We start from the raw sequence: 16,065 nt of genomic DNA, 5'->3' as shown, positions 1-16,065 counted from the left end.
CCTCCCATACCCGGACCGGCCCCGGCCCCGGCATCGGGTTCCGCTTCGGCTTCGGCTCGGCTCGGCCCGGCCCGGACACAGCGGCTCCCGAGTGGTTCCGCCCTGCGCCGCAGGCAAGATGGAGGCATGGATCTGCGAGTTTTCACCGAGCCCCAGCAGGGCGCCGACTACGACACCCTGCTCCGCGTGGCCAAGGCCACCGAGGATCTGGGCTACAGCGCCTTCTTCCGGTCCGACCACTATCTGCACATGGGGAGCGTCGACGGTCTGCCCGGCCCGACGGACGCCTGGATCACCCTGGCCGGGCTGGCCCGGGAGACCGAGCGCATCCGCCTCGGCACCCTGATGACCGCGGGGACCTTCCGGCTCCCCGGCGTGCTCGCCATCCAGGTCGCGCAGGTCGACCGGATGTCCGGCGGCCGGGTGGAACTCGGCCTGGGCGCGGGCTGGTACGCCGAGGAGCACGCCGCCTACGGCATCCCCTTCCCCAAGGAGAAGCTGGCGCGGCTGGAGGAGCAACTGGAGATCGTCACCGGCCTGTGGCGCACCCCGGTCGGCGAACGCTTCGACTACGACGGCCGCTTCTACCGGCTCTCCGACTCCCCCGCCCTGCCGAAGCCGGCCCAGCCGAAGGTGCCCGTGCTGGTGGGCGGGCTCGGCGCCAAGCGGACGCCGGCGCTCGCGGCGCGCTTCGCCGACGAGTTCAATGTGCCGTTCGCGCTGCCCGGGGACACCGAGCGGCAGTTCGCCCGGGTCCGCGCCGCCGCCGCGGAGGCGGGACGCGATCCGTCCGAACTCGTCTACTCCAACGCCCTGGTGATCTGTGCGGGCCGGAACGACGCGGAGGTCGCCCGGCGGGCCGGGGTCATCGGACGCGAGGTGGAGGAACTGCGGGAGAACGGGCTGTGCGGTTCGCCGGGCGAGATCGTGGAGAAGATCGGCCGGTACCGGGAGGCCGGTTCGGAGCGCGTCTACCTGCAGCTGCTGGACCTCTCCGACCTCGACCAGCTCGAACTGATCGCCACCGAGGTCAAGCCGCAGCTGGACTGAGCCGGGGCCGGGTCGCGCCCGGGCCGGGCCGAGTCGCGGCCGGGCCGGTCCCGGTGTGGGCGCGGGAGTGCGGCCGTCCGCCGTTCCACCGGCGGACGGTGCCTCCCGGGCTCGCGCCGGCGGCGACCGCCCGGACGCGGGGGCGCGGGGGCACGGCCAGTGGTCAGCGGCCCGCGGCCGGCGAGCAGCGGCCAGCGGTCGCACCGCCCCGCGCGAGCCGCCCGGCGGCATGCTCAGGACGGCCGCGTCAGGAGGACCGTGTCAGGAGGACCGTGTCAGGACGGCCACGCGGCCGAGTCCGAACGGGGCTGCTCCAGCTCTTCCAGCTGCCGCAGCAGTCCGCCGACCCGGTCCCCCGACTCGTCCACCGCGTCGATCACTTCCATGCACTGCCAGTAGAAACTCTCCACTTCCGCCGAGCACGCCACCCCCACCAGCGCGATCCCCACCTCCCCGAGGAGCGCACCCAGTCCGATGAGCACCCGCCGCTGGTCATGGACGTCCGACAGCCGGGCGGCCCGCACGCGGCCCGTCCGCCACGCCGCCTCCGGGAAGGAACCGCGCAGCCGTCCGCCCGCCTCGCTCAGTCCCCGGGCCTCGCTCTCGAACTCCTGCGGACCGTAGAGCAGAAGATGGGTTCCCACGGCCTCCGCCAGCGCCTGTGCCTGCCATGCCTCGGCAACGATCTCCTGCGGGGCCCGGGCCCGAGCGAGGCCGTGCCGGGTGTCCTCGATCAGCCGAGCTGCGTCCATGGGTCCACCTCCCTCCTTGGAGCGATCACTGCCATCACCTAGAGTGACTGAACGGCAGCCGGAAGACCAGGGTTTTTCGGAATCTGTGGACAATAGTTCCCGTGTTGATTAGCTCTCCGTCACGGAGAGTTGCGATCAAGGGGCCGGTCCTTCGATTCATCCCTGAACGGCCCCGCCGACCCCGGGAACCGCGCCCGCCGCCCGGGCCCCTCCGGCACCGGGAAACGCCGCTCATTGCGCTCGATCTTGGCCGCCAGGGCCGCGGCCGGATCGATGTCCAGCACCTCGCAGAACTGCAGCAGATACGCCAGGACGTCGGCCACCTCGTCCTCGACGCGGTGCGCCCGTTCCGGGTCGGCCATGACCCGCGCCGACTCCTCCGGCGTGAGCCACTGAAAGATCTCCAGCAGCTCCGCCGCCTCGACGCTCAGCGCCGCCGCCAGGTTCTTCGGGGTGTGGTACGGCTGCCAGGCGCGCGCCGCCGCGAAGGCGGCGAGCCGGCGCCGCAGCGCGGGCAGGTCATGGCCGGTCTCGGCCCCGGGGGTCTCGGTCACCTTCCAGATGTACCACCCGCACGCCGTGCGCTCCGCCGGCGGCGCCCCCGGTGCCACGGCCACCCCTCGCGCCGTTCGCGCCCTTCACGCCCTTCGCGCTGTTAGCGCCGTTAGCGCCGTTAGCGCCGTACACACCGTTCGCGGCCACCGCGTCCTCCACTCCGGGCACCGACGTCCCGTCCCGCAGGGTGCCCAGCAGCCGGATGTGCCCGCGACGGGTCATCCGCGCCGCCAGGGAGAGCAGTTCCGCCGTCTGCCGCCGGTCCAGGCTGCGGTCGAAGTCGTCCGCCAGCACGGTGAGCACCTGCCGGGCCGACAGCACTTCCGCGACCGGGTCCACGTCCAGCACCCCCGGTCCGGTCAGCAGCACCAGCGCCAGGGCCAGATAGCGCAACTCGCCGTCGCCGAGCCGCTCCACGGGGGTGGCGGGGCGGGCGCCGCGCCGCAGCACCGCCCGTACCGTACCGTCGGCGAGCTCCTCCACCACCAGGTCCCGGACCTCCCCGGCGCAGCCCGTGCGGGAGGCCGCGACCAGGGCGGCGTGCCGGGTCCCGCACTCGCCGCGGGTGCGCCGCAGCACCTCCGCGAGATTCCCGCAGCCGCCCCGCAGCCGGCCCTCTCCGGCGGAGACGGGCGACCGCATCAGGTCGGGGCGCGGATCGCAGGCGAAGGACGAGCGCAGGGCCACCACGACCTGCTCCGCCGCGGCCAGCACCTGCCGCTGGCCCTCCGTCGTCCCCGCGACGCGCAGCGGCAGCAGCGCCGTGCCGAGCCGGTCGTCGGGGAGCGGGGCCCTGGTCACCCGTGCCGAACCGGCGGTGTGCCACTCCGCCTGGACGGAGCGGCGCCGGGGGTCACGGTGGGCGGTGGTCAGCAGGATCCGGCCGCCGGCCGTCAACCGCTCACCCGAGAAACGGAGTTCGGGCTCGGCCCGCAGGGCCACGTCGAGGCGGACGGGGCCGGCCGGGCCATCGACCGTGCAGCCGATCCGGAAACCGCACCCCTGCCGGCCGCCGTCCGCCGCCGCCCACTCCGGCACACAGGACGCCGGATCGGGGAACACCTCGCCGAGCGCGGCGCCCGTCCCCAGCCGCGCCAGCGCCGCCATGGCCTCCAGGGCGGCCGACTTGCCGCTTCCGCTGGGGCCCGCGAGGAAGGTGAGCGGTGCGAGCGGGAGGACGGTGCCACGGTGCGACTTGTAGGCGGGCAGGCGGAGTTCGGTGAGGACGGGCCGGATGGGGGCGGGCGGAATGGGCAGATCGAGGTCCATGGCGGGACCGTAAGCGGCCCATGGTACGGCGAACCGTTACGCCTTCCGGATCTTCCTACGATCGGGGTACGCGGAGACGGCAGCGGGGCGGGCCCGTCCCGCGCGGCGGGGCCCGGCCGGGCCCGCACCGCCGGTCCGGAGCCGGGCAGCTCGCCGGCACATCCACAACTTCCGCCGCCGGAAGCCCCGTTCCCCACGGATGGTCCGTTACTCCCGGGCGCCCGCGCCGATCCGGGGCTCGGCGACCTCCGTGCCCGCCGGCGTCAGCAGGAACACGTCGCGGTCGACGCGGTGCATCCCCGCGCCCAGGCCGAAGACGACTCCGCTGGAGAAGTCGAGGATGCGTTTGGCCACGTCCGTGTCGGCACCGGTGAGGTCCAGCAGCACCGGCGTGCGGCCCATGAGGTGCTCCGCGACATCACGCGCGTCGGCGAAGACCTGCACCCTCAGCACCACGAACCGGCGGGTGTCCGCCACCCGTTCCTCCTCGCCCGGCAGCGCCGGGTGGCCCGGCCAGGACGGCCATGCGGTGTCGCCGCGCAGCGGGACGACCTCGGCGAGTCCTTCCCACTGCTGATCAGTGACGTCGTAGCGGCCGTTCACCTGACCTCCTAGTGGTGGGCTCGTAGGCATCGTTGTTGCCCCGGAGCCGGGAAATACACATGCCACGACAGTACTGAGAACCACTGACAGCCGGGGCGAAGCCACACAAGACGCCCCGGACGAGGGCAGGTTCGCCCCTGTCGTCCCCGTGCCGGCGAGCATGGCGGGCACGGCCCCGGCGGTCCTCGCCCACGGCGCGGTGGTGGGCCGCCGGCGCCGCCGGTCCGCCGCCGCGGACCGGGTTCGCGGGAGACGGGAGAACGCGGAGACGGGAGAACGCGGAGACGGGAGAACGGGGGGCGGTGAGACGCGGAGACCGCCCCCCGGCCGGAGCCCTGGCCGAGGGGCGGTCTCGGGTCCGCCCGGCGCGCGCGGCGCGCCGGGGGACATCCCGTCAGACGGGCTCTAGCAGCGCTTCCACTTGAGCTGGTAGGTCGCGCCCGGGATCTCCGTCGACTCCATCGCCACGATGTTGGCCGCGTTGTCGCCCGAGGTCCCGGCGTCCACCCGCAGCTCGGTGTTGACGTTCAGGTACCGCTGGGCGCCGCAGGGCGCCCAGACCTGCTCGGCGGCCGGGGTGTGCTCCGTGATGCGCCATTCGCTGTCGTACGGTCCCGTGAAGCTGCGCGAGTTGACCGCGGTCTCCGCGGAGCCCTGGAAGTAGTACTGCGACTGCTGGAACCCCGTGGCCCCCCTCACCAGATGGGTGTAACCGCGGTGTTCCGCACCGGTGATGGTGTACGTCCAGCCCGACGGGACCCGCACGTCCAGGACGAGCTGGCAGTTCTTGCGGTGGTCGGAGGCGTTCGCGCCGGCCCCCGTCCGCGCGAGGTAGTCGCTGTAGCTCACGTTCACGGCCGAGTTGTCCGGTGATACGGCGACGGCGGCCGTACCCGCGGGGCATCCCGAACCGTTGACGGTCACGACACCGACCTGCGCCTGCTCGGCCGGTACAACCGCTTCCGCCGGCGCGCTCTGGCCCGCGAGCACAGAGGCGAATAACGCCGCGGCCGCGCCGCCGGCGGCAAGAACACCAGACATGGTTCTCCAATCGATGCGTACGGGGGTCCGGCGCGCCACCCCGGCGCCGCCCCGCTATATGGGATGTGCCGGGCCTCGGTTCACCGGGCTCCCGGCCGGTCACTGCCGGCGCGTGCGGCGCTCCCGGCGATGCCGTACGCGCGCCCGCCGCGCCCGCGCAGTCCGGCCGAGGCGGTCGGCCTCGGCGTGAGGAGGAGCCGGTCTCCGCGCGGGGCAGGCGGAGGAGGGCGGCCGGCTCGGCACCCGGGCGTGGGGTGTCGCACGCTCCGGTTTCCGGCCGACCGGGGTGGGAGCGCTCCCATGTTATGGGTGAGGGCCCCGTCGGGGAAGAGACGCGACAGCCCCGCTTCGCCGCGGCGACGCCGCCCCCGCCGCGCGGCCGGCCCGGCGGGGCGGCCCGCCCGCGACCGCACCCGCGCCCACGCCCACGCCCGCCCCGACCTCAACCGGTTTCACAGGAGCAGAGGTCGACCCCCAGCACCTCGTCGCCGCCGACGCCGTAGCCGGGGAAGGTCACGGTGTCCCCGGGTGCGGCGGTCCGGCAGGGCGGAGTGGCGCCGTCGCGGTAGCGGACGGTGAACCGCTGAGCGGTGTCGCAGCCGTTGGTGACGAAGGTGTAGCGCCAGCTCGCCTCATACCGGACACAGGCGGGCGCCGACACGGACACCGGCTCCCCCGGCTCGCCGGCGGTGGCGCCGTACGCGGCGCCGGGCCGCGCGAGCCCCGCGGCGGCGACCAGCAGCACCGGCACCGAAGCCCGGGCGATCGAGCGCGACAGGGTGAACATGGGGACCTCCTCCGACGTGCCGAATGGAACGAGGTCGAGCGTAGGAGCGGCCCATGGAGCCTGAAAGAAATTGCGCCACTTGCGCAAGGCCGATCGCGCTTCCCGGTCCGCCACACGACCAGCGGGTGCGGCGTCTCCTCGCGCAGGTCATGACAGTCCCGGCAGCACACAAGGGCTTGCGCGCATCCCGGCGCGAACCACCGCGCGCCACCGCGACCCACCCGGACGGCGCCGCACCGGACCAGCCGATAAGCCACCGAAAGGAACCTTTCGGCAACGTCGCCCCCACCTCCGGCGGGTTGACGTGAAAAGAGTTTCAGCCGGTTGCGCAAGATGATCGGCCCGTACCGCTTCGAGCTGCCGGCCGCAGGCGGGCGCCCTCGTCACGACCGGGCCGGCCCGTGGCCGCGACGAGGGCGCCCGCCGGTCAGCGAAGGGGCCCGGCGCCCCTGGCAGGGTGCGCCGGGCCCGGGTGCAACCGACCGCCCGGCCCCGGCCGGTCTCCGTACCGCGCTGCCGGCGGAGCGGTGACCGGACCGGAGTGTGCCGGGACCGGAGTGTGCCGGGGCTCAGGCCCCGGCGCCGGCGCTGTCGCTGTCGCGGACGCTGAGCGCCAGGGCGTTGTCGACGGTGAAGAAGGGCTTCACCCGGGTGGTGCCCCGGTCCGGGTGGTCCAGGAAGCGGGGCGGGTAGACGTCGGTCTTCTTCCGGTCGGCCAGGTCACCGGTGATCCGTCCGATGGACACGGCCGGGCCGTCCCCGGGGACGCGCAGCGTCAGGTCCCAGACGTCGTGTTCGGCGCGGCGGCGCCGCAGGGCCTCGCCGTAGGGCAGCTCGAACCGGAACGTGCCGGTGTCGCCGCCCGGGCTTCCGGTGGGTGCGAGGGGCACGGTGAAGCCGGCCCCGTCCCCCTCGCGGGAGGCCGCGTGCACGGTGGCCCCGGTCAGCGGCAGGGTGCCGGGGGCGAGGACGGTCGCGGTGACCGTGGCCGCGTCCTCGCCGATGTCGATGGCGGTGACCTCGGCGTGCGCCGGGCGGCGCCAGGCCCGCAGGGCGAGGAATCCGTCGGTGGTGGTGTACGGGATCCAGGCCGAGACGCCCCGGGCGTCGACGACGGGCGGCCGGCCGATGAGCCGGGCCTGTTCGGTGAGGCCGGCGGTCAGCCGGATCCGGGCGGCGCGGGTACCGGCGCCCGTGCCGCTGCTTCTGCCGCCTCCGCTCCTGCCGCCGCCGCTCCTGCCGCCGCCGCGGGGGGCGACGTAGCAGTCCCAGCGGCCCTCGGCCAGGGTGTGTTCGCCCGGTTTGAGGGTGACGCCGATGTCGTTCAGGTCGGGTGCCGTCGCGACCTCCGGCAGGGGGACGCGGATCTCCCGGCGTTCCGGGTCACGGCGGAGCCGGGCGACGAAGTCGAGGCGCCCGGGCGGGAGCGACACCGCGTCGAGACGGACGCGCACACCGCCCTCGGCGGTGGAGCGGGCGAACGCCACGGGCCGGGTCTCCGCCCGCTGCGCGGCCTCCCGGGCGTCCGCACCGGGTGACGTCGTGCCCGCCGCGGGGGCGGTGGGCGCCACCCGGGCGGGGCGTGTCACCGGCCTGCCGCCACGGGTCAGGGCCGTGCGGACCCGGTGCAGGAGCCCTGGGCGTTCGGCGGCCGCGAGGCGGGCCTTCCTCTCGTAGCGCTGCCCGGAGAGCGTCCGGAACAGGTCCTCGTAGCGGCGGGCTATGGCCCGGGGGGCGAAGGTGGCCGCCTTCTCGACGGCGGCGTCGCCGAGGCGCCGGCGCAGCCGGTCGTCGGACATGAGGAGCCGCAGGGCGGCGGCGTAGTGCTGTACGTCGGCGGGGAGGCCCGCCGCGTCCGGTGACCTGTCCGGTGACATGTTCGCGGCGGCGTCCGGTGCGGTGTCCGGTGAGCCCTTCGGGTCCAGCGGGACCAGCAGTCCGTCCGCACCGTGCGTGATGATCTCCGCGGGCCCGTGCGGGCAGTCCGTCGCGATGACGGGGACCCCGCAGTGCATGGCCTCGACGATGGTCATGCCGAAGGACTCCATGTCGGAGGAGACCGCCGCGATGGCCCCCTTGGCCCACTCGGTCTCGATGGGGGAGACGGCGCCCATGAGGAAGATCCGGTTGTAGAGCCCGAGTTCGTCGATCCGGCGGCGCAGCTTCGGCCGTTCGGCGCCGCGCCCGTAGATCCGCAGGGTCCAGCCGGGGTGCTCGTCCGCCACGGCGGCGAAGGCGCTGACGAGGCGGTCGTAGCGCTTGACGGCGACGAGGCGTCCGGCCGCCACGATGGTCCGGGAGTCCAGGCCGGAGGGTTCCACCTGCGGCCGGGGCACCCCGTTGGGGATGGAGAGGATCGTGGTCGGGGCCCCGGGCAGCGCCTGCCGGTACTGGCGGGCGTCGGCCTCGGAGACGGTCACGAAGGCGTCGAGTCCGCGGATCGCGGTGTTCTGGTCCTCGCGGAGCTGGTCGCTGTGGGCGTCGAGGGAGAGGTGTTCCTGGCCGATGCGCAGATAGCGGTCGTGTCCGTGACGGGCGAGGTAGCCGTTGAGGATGGGGCGGGTGGCGATCACCACGTCGGCGTCGGTCCGCGCCAGGTAGTCGGCGATGCGCCGGTCGTGCAGGGCGGTGTAGTGGAGGCGGCCGAAGTCGACGCCCGCGTCGGGGAACATCGTGTTCGGCTGCCGGGCGAGTTCGTGGCCGCCCTCGTAGCCGGGCCCGTCCTCGCGCATGTCGATCAGTGAGGTGAGCCGCACCTCCGCGTCGAACGGTAACCGCGGCTCGTCCGCGACCCGGTGCACGCTGACCACCTCGACCTGGTGGCGCACCGCCAGCGCCCGGGAGAGGTTCACCGTGGAGCGGATGGTCCCCCCGATGCCGAAGGCGTTGTGCAGTAAGAACGCGATCTTCATGTGTTACGCCCTCCGGCGTCCCCGTCCGCCCGCACCCCGCGCTGTGCGCGCTGCGTGCCGGCGGACCGCTCGGCCCCCGGCCCGCTCCGGGCAGGGGGCGGCACCCCGCGCCAACTGGTCGGGCCCGGAGGGCTGTTGGGCGGAGGCCGCATGGGACGAGACTTCCGCCGGACGGGATGGTTGCCCGGAGCCGGGGTGAATGTGATGCGTGCAACACACGGACATGAGGTGAAGACCGGGGGTGCCGAAGGCGGCGCCCCACCCGGCCGGGCGCCGCTATGGCGCCGCTCACACCCCGTCCGACCAGGCATACCGCCCGCCGGGCCGAAAGCGCGGCCGGATAGCATATGAGCACCGCCTAGCTCGAAAGATGGACCAGTGACTGCCACCGTGGACTCGTTCACCAACTGGAAGAACCGCGAAGAGATCGCGGAATCGATGATCCCGATGATCGGGACGCTGCACCGGGAGCGGGACGTCACGGTCCTGCTGCACAGCCGCTCCCTGGTGAACAAGTCGGTGGTGAGCATCCTCAAGACCCACCGTTTCGCCCGCCAGATCGCCGGTGCGGAGCTCTCCGTCACCGAGACGATGCCGTTCCTGCGGACCCTCACGACCCTCGACCTGGGCCCGTCCCAGATCGACATCGGGATGCTCGCCGCGACGTACAAGGCGGACGACCGCGGCCTGTCCGTGGAGGAGTTCACCGCCCAGGCCGTCGCCGGGGCGACGGGCGCGAACAAGATCGAGCGCGGCGAGCCGCGCGATGTCGTCCTCTACGGGTTCGGCCGCATCGGCCGCCTCGTCGCCCGCCTGCTCATCGAGAAGGCCGGCTCCGGCAACGGTCTGCGGCTGCGGGCCATCGTCGTCCGCAACGGCGGCGGCCAGGACATCGTCAAGCGCGCCTCGCTGCTGCGCCGCGACTCCATCCACGGCCAGTTCCAGGGCACGATCACGGTGGACGAGGCGAACAGCACGATCGTCGCCAACGGCAACGAGATCAAGGTGATCTACTCCGACGACCCGACGGCGGTGGACTACACGGCGTACGGGATCAAGGACGCCATCCTCATCGACAACACCGGCCGGTGGCGCGACCGCGAGGGCCTGTCGAAGCACCTCCGCCCCGGTATCGGCAAGGTCGTGCTGACGGCCCCCGGCAAGGGCGACGTGCCCAACATCGTGCACGGCGTCAACCACGACATGATCAAGCCGGACGAGCAGATCCTGTCCTGTGCCTCCTGCACCACCAACGCGATCGTCCCGCCGCTGAAGGCGATGGCGGACGAGTACGGCGTGCTGCGCGGCCACGTGGAGACCGTCCACTCGTTCACCAACGACCAGAACCTGCTGGACAATTACCACAAGTCCGACCGCCGCGGCCGTTCGGCGCCGCTCAACATGGTCATCACCGAGACGGGTGCCGCCTCCGCCGTCGCCAAGGCGCTGCCGGACCTCAAGGCGAAGATCACCGGCAGCTCGATCCGCGTCCCGGTGCCGGACGTCTCGATCGCGATCCTCAACCTGCAGCTCGCCCGCGAGACGACCCGCCAGGAGGTTCTCGACCACCTGCGCGAGGTGTCGCTCACCTCGCCGCTCAAGCGCCAGATCGACTTCACCAGCGCCCCCGACGCGGTCTCCAACGACTTCATCGGCTCGCGCCACGCCTCGATCGTGGACGCCGGCGCCACCAAGGTGGAGGGCGACAACGCGATCCTCTACCTCTGGTACGACAACGAGTTCGGCTACTCCTGCCAGGTCGTCCGCGTCGTCCAGTACGTCTCCGGGGTGGAGTACCCGACCTACCCGGCCCCGGCGGTCTGATCCGCGCGGGCGGCGCGCCCGCCGCCCCCCCTCCCCTCCTTCCACCCTCGCCCCCGTCCGCCGTCCCGGCGGGCGGGGGCGTCGGCATACCGTGTGGCGCACCGCACACACCGCATCGTACGTACCGGTCGGTATGGTGCTGGTTGCGCGGCACTCAACAGGAGGCTTCATGTCAGCGACCAACCGCCAGATCCGCCTGGCAGCCCGTCCCGTCGGCGAGGTCAAGCCCGGGGACTGGGAGCACGCCACGGCGCCCGTCGAGGAGCCCGGCGAGGGCCAGTTCGCCGGCCGGACCCGCTTCATCTCGCTGGACCCGGCGATGCGCGGCTGGCTGGACGACCGGCCCTCCTATCTGCCGCCCGTCGGCCTCGGCGAGGTGATGCGGGCGGGCTCCGTGATCGAGGTGACCGCCTCCAACCACCCCGGCTACCAGCCCGGTGACCACGTCGTCGGCACCTTCGGCGTCCAGGAGCACGTCGTCTCCGACGGCAAGGGCGCCCTGAAGATCGACACCGGTCTCGCGCCGGCCTCGACCTACCTCGGCGCGCTGGGCATGCCCGGCATGACCGCCTACTTCGGCCTGCTGGACGTCGGCGCCCTGAAGGAGGGCGAGACCGTCGTGGTCTCCGGCGCGGCGGGCGCGGTCGGCTCCATCGTGGGCCAGATCGCCAAGGTGAAGGGCTGCCGGGTCGTCGGCATCGCGGGCGGCGCGGAGAAGTGCGCCCTGCTGACCGGTGAACTCGGGTTCGACGCGGCGATCGACTACCGCGCCGGGGACGTCAAGCGGGCCCTGCGCGAGCAGACGCCGGACGGCATCGACGTCTACTTCGACAATGTCGGCGGCGAGATCCTCGACGCGGCGCTCACCCGGCTCGCGATGCGCGCGCGTGTGGTGATCTGCGGCGCCATCAGCCAGTACAACAACGAGACGGCGGTGAGCGGCCCGTCGAACTACCTCTCGCTGCTCGTCCGCCGGGCGCGCATGGAGGGCTTCGTCGTCTTCGACTACGCCAAGCGCTACGGGGAGGCCGCGCGGGACATCGCCGGCTGGATCGGCGAGGGCCGGCTCAAGGTGAAGGAGCACGTGGTCAAGGGCACGGTGGACGACTTCCCGGAGACCCTGCAGATGCTGTTCCGCGGCGAGAACGTCGGCAAGCTCGTGCTGGAGCTGGTGTGAGCGCCGCGGGCGCGGCGGCGGCACAGCCGCTGGCCGGCAAGGTCGCGCTGGTCACGGGTGGCGCGTCCGGCCTGGGCCGGGCCACCGCGCTGACACTCTCCGGGGCCGGTGCCGAGGTGGTCGTCGCCGACCTGGACGCGGCGGGCGGACGGGAGGTGGCCGAGCGCACCGGCGGCCACTTCCGGGCCTGCGACGTCTCGGACCTGGACGCCAACCGCGCACTCGTGGACTTCGCCGTGGAGCGCTGCGGCGGCGTCGACATCGCCTTCCTCAATGCGGGCGTGGCGACGGGCTGCGGCATCGGCGACGACTTCGACCCGGCCCGGTACCGCCGGGCGATGGGCGCCAACCTCGACGGCGTCGTCTACGGCGCCCATGCGGTGCTGCCGGCGCTGAAGGCACGCGGCGGCGGCTCGATCGTGGCGACGGCCTCCCTGGCGGGCCTGACGGCGGTGCCGTTCGACCCGCTCTACGCGGCCAACAAGCACGCCGTGGTGGGCCTGGCCCGCTCGCTGGGCCCGGCCCTGGCGCCGGAGGGCGTCCGCTTCAACGCGATCTGCCCGGGCTTCGCCGAGTCGCGGATCATCGACCCGATCCGCGCCATGCTCTCCGAGCAGAAGCTGCCGATCATCCCGGCGGAGGTGGTGGCCGAGACGGTGCTGCGCATCGTCACCGGCGACGCCACCGGGGAGTGCTGGTTCATCCAGCCCGGCCGGGAGCCGGAGCCGTTCCGCTTCCGCAACGTCCCGGGTCCGGGCGAGGCCGCCGGCGGCTGAGCCGGTGCGGGCCCTGCCGCCCGGTCCAGTCGGCAGGGGCCGTGCCCGGCGCACCGCCGCGGTGCGGTGCGCCGGGGGCGGGCGCCGCCTCCGGCTCCGGCGGCGCCCTCTGGGCGGCCGAACCGGTCAAGAACCCACTCAAGATTCGATCCCGGAGCGGTTCACCGTCGCCACGAGACTCCTGGACAACAACGGTGGCCAGATCACCTCGTACAAGATCTACGACGGCTTTCTGCGGGAGCGCCAGTCCCAGGCACCGGGGCCGGACGGCGGCCGGCTGATCTCAGACGTCTTCTACGACGAACGCGGTCTGCCGGCCAAGACCTTCGACACCTACTACGCCGAGGGCCCTCCGGCCACGGAGCTGTTCAAGCCCGTCGACGCACTGGCCGTGGAATCCCAGATCCACACCACCTACGACGGTCTGGCACGCCCGGTGCGGGTGCGGCAGATCGCCGGCAACGGCGACGGCGGCACCGTCCTCAGCACCACCACGACCCACCACAGCGGCGACCGCACCACGGTGATCCCACCGGTCGGCGAGACCGCCACCACGACCCTCACCGACGTTCGCGGCAACACCACCGAGGTACGGAAGCACCACGAGCGCAGGGCGGACGCCCCCTACGACAGCACCACCTACGCGTACACACCGTCCGGCCTGCTGTCCAAGGTGACCGACCCGGCCGGCAACGTCTGGACGACCGCGTACGACCAGCTCGGCCGCACGGTCGAGACCAAAAACACTCATGAATGGGGCACCCAGCGGCTGGCCACGCGCCGTGTCGACCGGGAAGAACAGAACGGCGTCGACCAAAACCTCAGCTACACCTACGACCAGGCCGGCAATGTCCTGTCCGTCGCGGACGTGTCCCGCACCGGCACCGACAACCAGTGCTTCGCCTACGACCACCTGCGCCGACTGACCAAGGCCTGGACGCAGGCCGACAAGACCTGCGTCGCGGCCCCCTCCGGCGGTGTCGTCGCGGGACCGGCCCCGTACTGGCACTCGTACACCTACGACAAGGTCGGCAACCGGCTCACCGAAACCCTCCACGACACCGGAGGGGACAGCGCGAAGGACACCCGGCGCACCTATAGCTACCCGGAGCCCGGCACACCTCAAGCCCATACCCTGACCTCCGTCACAACCGATGACCCCGGCGGCACGGCCCGCACCGCGTACGACTACGACGCGACGGGCAACACCACGCATCGCGGCGACCAAGTGCTCGACTGGGACGCGGAGGGCCACCTCGCCAAGGTCACCGAAGGCAGCAAGGTCACGGAGTACCTCTACGGCGCCGACGGCGAACGGCTGATCACCCGCACCGGGTCCCGGACCACTCTGTACCTGGGACACACCGAGGTCACCCTGGACAAGGGAGCCGCCAAGGCGAAGGCCACCCGTTACTTCGACCTCGGCGACGGCAACCGGGCCATCCGCAACGACGACGGCTCCTTCTGGTTCACGATCGGCGACCACCACGGCACCGGACTGCTGGCCGTCGCCGCAGGCGACCTGGCCCTGAACCAGCGGCGGGTGCTGCCCTTCGGCGGCATCCGTGGTCAGGCACCCGCCTCCTGGCCCGGCTCCAAGGGCTTCGTCGGCGGCACCAACGACACCAGGGACACCGGACTCACCCACCTCGGCGCACGCGAGTACGACCCGGCGACGGGCCGGTTCATCTCCGTCGACCCGGTGACAGACCTCTCCGACGTGCAGCAGATGCACGGCTACACCTACGGGAACAACAACCCGCTGGTGTACTCCGACCCGAACGGTGAGTTCTTCCGCCTGGGCCGTGTCATCAGCAAGATCCTCGAACTGGTCAAGAACGCACTCAAGATCCCGAACAGGAACCCGGGACTGACCAGGCCTCGCGCCACTGCTCCGACTGTCAGCAATACCGATTTGCGCAAGGGCCTGATGAACATCTACTCCAAGCCGGCGGCGAAATCGGTCGTGGGCGACGGCAAGGCAGCGACGGCCATCATCTACGAGTTCAACAAAGGCGAGCGCCTGCCCAACAAGGACGAATGGCACCTACAGAAGGGCTGGGGGGGGCTCTTCGGAACCTGTCCAACATATTGGAGAAAGACAGGAAGGCCCGCGAGACCGGCAAGGGAATGACGAACCTGTTGTCCGACACGGATCTCAAGATCGCGAAGGCTGAAGCCGCAGAACTCTGGGCAGCCGTGAACTCCCGTGACGTAACAGGAAAGGTAGAGAAGGCACTGTCAGCTGAACCGGCCAGGAAGGCTCACATCAAGAAGAACTTCGACGACATCATGAAGGCGTCCGCCATGAAGCATCTCACGGGCCAGAAGTTCGAGCCGGTCCAGCACAAGGGGCCACAGCCGGTCGGTCAGCCCACTCGCGTGCGCGGCTTCGCCAGGGCTTTCGGCATCGCAGGGGGAGCCGTGTCAGTGGCTCAGGCGCCGAGCTATACTCAGGAGTACGGCGTGAAGCGAGGTGCGTGGGAGCTGTTCAAGGACGTCTTCGACCCGTTCGGCCTCAGCGGCGGCCAGGATCCCTACTTCAGGGAACAGAACGGGAGCGGCGTCTGCGACCCCAACGGCCCTGGGTGCGCCTGACAATCCTCCGGCCTGCCGTGCACCGATGTGTGCGGCAGGCCGCCGTCAAATCCGGACCACAATACCGAAGTGAGCTGAACCCACCATGAGTGAGATCAGCGAAGAGGAATTCCCTCGCCTGCTGCTCGACATAATTCCGGAGACGGCGGAGTACTTCGCCGACAAATACGGAATGCCTGCTCCCGAAGCGGTCAGGGTCGAGGACACCTGGACAGATGTATACGACATTCTGACCGACGCGCTCATGGAACCGATCATCATTCCTGAACTGAGATCCGACTCGCCGGACCTGGAACTTCTACAGCGCTGCTTCGACTTCACGGAACAACTGATGACCAGTAAGAGCGGAACTCTGAAGGAGGCAGTCTACTTCCAGGTCATCGAGGCCCTGCTGGGCGAGGATGTCCCCTTCCAGAAGGCCTTTCCCTACATGGGGAAGAAGACGTGGGAACGCACGGTCCGGATGCTGAAGGACTACGAGGTCGATGTTCCCGGAGTCACCGACCGATAGCCCCATACCGGCCTGCGGCGGGAGTCGCAGGCCGGCACGGGAGTTGACCGAGGCGGTGGCCCTGAACGCGGACCCCCGACTGCCGGCCCCTCACGAAGGCGCTGGGTGGTATCGGAACGGTGCCAGGACACAACCCGCCTCGCCTACCTCTCCGCACATGTCCCTGCCTGCCCTGCTCTACGCCAGTGGTAACTGGACCCGTGATCACCG

General features: G+C 71.8%; 14 protein-coding genes. 7 read left to right on the top strand and 7 right to left on the bottom strand.

Going from position 1 to position 16,065, the window contains the following annotated elements:
* The first annotated feature begins 126 nt into the window (after window positions 1-126).
* The gene (locus tag KBZ10_RS18860) at window positions 127-1,050 is read left to right on the top strand and encodes an LLM class F420-dependent oxidoreductase (RefSeq protein ID WP_210988828.1); all 924 of its coding nucleotides are present in this window, start codon (window positions 127-129) and stop codon (window positions 1,048-1,050) included.
* A gap of 275 nt (window positions 1,051-1,325) precedes the next feature.
* Here the strand turns inward: KBZ10_RS18860 and KBZ10_RS18855 are convergent, their stop codons facing one another.
* From KBZ10_RS18855 to KBZ10_RS18825, 7 genes are all read right to left on the bottom strand, one after another.
* Window positions 1,326-1,802, bottom strand: a complete 477-nt coding sequence (locus tag KBZ10_RS18855) for a DUF6099 family protein (protein ID WP_210988827.1) — start codon at window positions 1,800-1,802, stop codon at window positions 1,326-1,328.
* 119 nt (window positions 1,803-1,921) lie between these two features.
* Window positions 1,922-2,356, bottom strand: coding sequence for a nucleotide pyrophosphohydrolase (locus KBZ10_RS18850; protein ID WP_210988826.1), 435 nt, complete (start codon window positions 2,354-2,356; stop codon window positions 1,922-1,924).
* Complete coding sequence (locus KBZ10_RS18845; RefSeq protein ID WP_247702610.1) at window positions 2,322-3,626, bottom strand: ATP-binding protein; 1,305 nt, start codon at window positions 3,624-3,626, stop codon at window positions 2,322-2,324. Before KBZ10_RS18845 ends, KBZ10_RS18850 begins: the two co-directional genes overlap by 35 nt.
* A 207-nt stretch (window positions 3,627-3,833) precedes the next feature.
* A complete protein-coding gene (locus KBZ10_RS18840) occupies window positions 3,834-4,259 on the bottom strand; it encodes a cell division protein SepF (RefSeq protein WP_210988825.1) in 426 nt (141 codons plus the stop codon).
* Window positions 4,260-4,634: 375 nt separating this feature from the next.
* Window positions 4,635-5,270: a DUF4360 domain-containing protein gene (locus KBZ10_RS18835; protein WP_210988824.1), complete on the bottom strand. Its 636-nt coding sequence runs from the start codon at window positions 5,268-5,270 to the stop codon at window positions 4,635-4,637.
* Window positions 5,271-5,712: 442 nt separating this feature from the next.
* On the bottom strand, window positions 5,713-6,057 hold the full coding sequence (locus KBZ10_RS18830) for an alpha-amylase (protein WP_210988823.1): 345 nt from the start codon (window positions 6,055-6,057) through the stop codon (window positions 5,713-5,715).
* A gap of 569 nt (window positions 6,058-6,626) precedes the next feature.
* A complete protein-coding gene (locus KBZ10_RS18825) occupies window positions 6,627-8,969 on the bottom strand; it encodes a glycosyltransferase family 4 protein (protein ID WP_210988822.1) in 2,343 nt (780 codons plus the stop codon).
* A 378-nt stretch (window positions 8,970-9,347) separates the two neighbouring features.
* Between KBZ10_RS18825 and KBZ10_RS18820 the strand changes: the two genes are divergently transcribed.
* From KBZ10_RS18820 to KBZ10_RS18795, 6 genes are all read left to right on the top strand, one after another.
* Window positions 9,348-10,793, top strand: a complete 1,446-nt coding sequence (locus tag KBZ10_RS18820; protein WP_210988821.1) for a glyceraldehyde-3-phosphate dehydrogenase — start codon at window positions 9,348-9,350, stop codon at window positions 10,791-10,793.
* 169 nt (window positions 10,794-10,962) lie between these two features.
* Complete coding sequence (locus KBZ10_RS18815) at window positions 10,963-11,970, top strand: NADP-dependent oxidoreductase (RefSeq protein WP_210988820.1); 1,008 nt, start codon at window positions 10,963-10,965, stop codon at window positions 11,968-11,970.
* The gene (locus KBZ10_RS18810) at window positions 11,967-12,746 is read left to right on the top strand and encodes an SDR family oxidoreductase (RefSeq protein ID WP_210988819.1); all 780 of its coding nucleotides are present in this window, start codon (window positions 11,967-11,969) and stop codon (window positions 12,744-12,746) included. Before KBZ10_RS18815 ends, KBZ10_RS18810 begins: the two co-directional genes overlap by 4 nt.
* A gap of 61 nt (window positions 12,747-12,807) precedes the next feature.
* Window positions 12,808-14,880 (top strand): RHS repeat-associated core domain-containing protein, encoded by a 2,073-nt coding sequence (locus KBZ10_RS18805; protein WP_307847506.1) that lies wholly within the window; start codon window positions 12,808-12,810, stop codon window positions 14,878-14,880.
* A complete protein-coding gene (locus KBZ10_RS18800; RefSeq protein WP_210988817.1) occupies window positions 14,877-15,344 on the top strand; it encodes a hypothetical protein in 468 nt (155 codons plus the stop codon). Before KBZ10_RS18805 ends, KBZ10_RS18800 begins: the two co-directional genes overlap by 4 nt.
* An 85-nt stretch (window positions 15,345-15,429) precedes the next feature.
* Complete coding sequence (locus KBZ10_RS18795) at window positions 15,430-15,855, top strand: hypothetical protein (protein WP_210988816.1); 426 nt, start codon at window positions 15,430-15,432, stop codon at window positions 15,853-15,855.
* The last annotated feature ends 210 nt before the right edge of the window (window positions 15,856-16,065 follow it).

This window comes from Streptomyces sp. F63 (genome assembly GCF_018070345.1).
GTDB lineage: Bacteria > Actinomycetota > Actinomycetes > Streptomycetales > Streptomycetaceae > Streptomyces.
Note: the sequence above shows the minus strand (reverse complement) of the source record. Positions and strands in the feature narration are given on the sequence as shown.

Bases quoted from the DNA above. Each gene is read 5' to 3' on its own strand.
- KBZ10_RS18860 (WP_210988828.1), top strand. From the start codon at position 127: ATGGATCTGCGAGTTTTCACCGAGCCCCAGCAGGGCGCCGACTACGAC.
- KBZ10_RS18855 (WP_210988827.1), bottom strand. From the start codon at position 1,802: ATGGACGCAGCTCGGCTGATCGAGGACACCCGGCACGGCCTCGCTCGG.
- KBZ10_RS18845 (WP_247702610.1), bottom strand. From the start codon at position 3,626: ATGGACCTCGATCTGCCCATTCCGCCCGCCCCCATCCGGCCCGTCCTC.
- KBZ10_RS18840 (WP_210988825.1), bottom strand. From the start codon at position 4,259: ATGCCTACGAGCCCACCACTAGGAGGTCAGGTGAACGGCCGCTACGAC.
- KBZ10_RS18835 (WP_210988824.1), bottom strand. From the start codon at position 5,270: ATGTCTGGTGTTCTTGCCGCCGGCGGCGCGGCCGCGGCGTTATTCGCC.
- KBZ10_RS18830 (WP_210988823.1), bottom strand. From the start codon at position 6,057: ATGTTCACCCTGTCGCGCTCGATCGCCCGGGCTTCGGTGCCGGTGCTG.
- KBZ10_RS18825 (WP_210988822.1), bottom strand. From the start codon at position 8,969: ATGAAGATCGCGTTCTTACTGCACAACGCCTTCGGCATCGGGGGGACC.
- KBZ10_RS18815 (WP_210988820.1), top strand. From the start codon at position 10,963: ATGTCAGCGACCAACCGCCAGATCCGCCTGGCAGCCCGTCCCGTCGGC.
- KBZ10_RS18800 (WP_210988817.1), top strand. From the start codon at position 14,877: ATGACGAACCTGTTGTCCGACACGGATCTCAAGATCGCGAAGGCTGAA.
- KBZ10_RS18795 (WP_210988816.1), top strand. From the start codon at position 15,430: ATGAGTGAGATCAGCGAAGAGGAATTCCCTCGCCTGCTGCTCGACATA.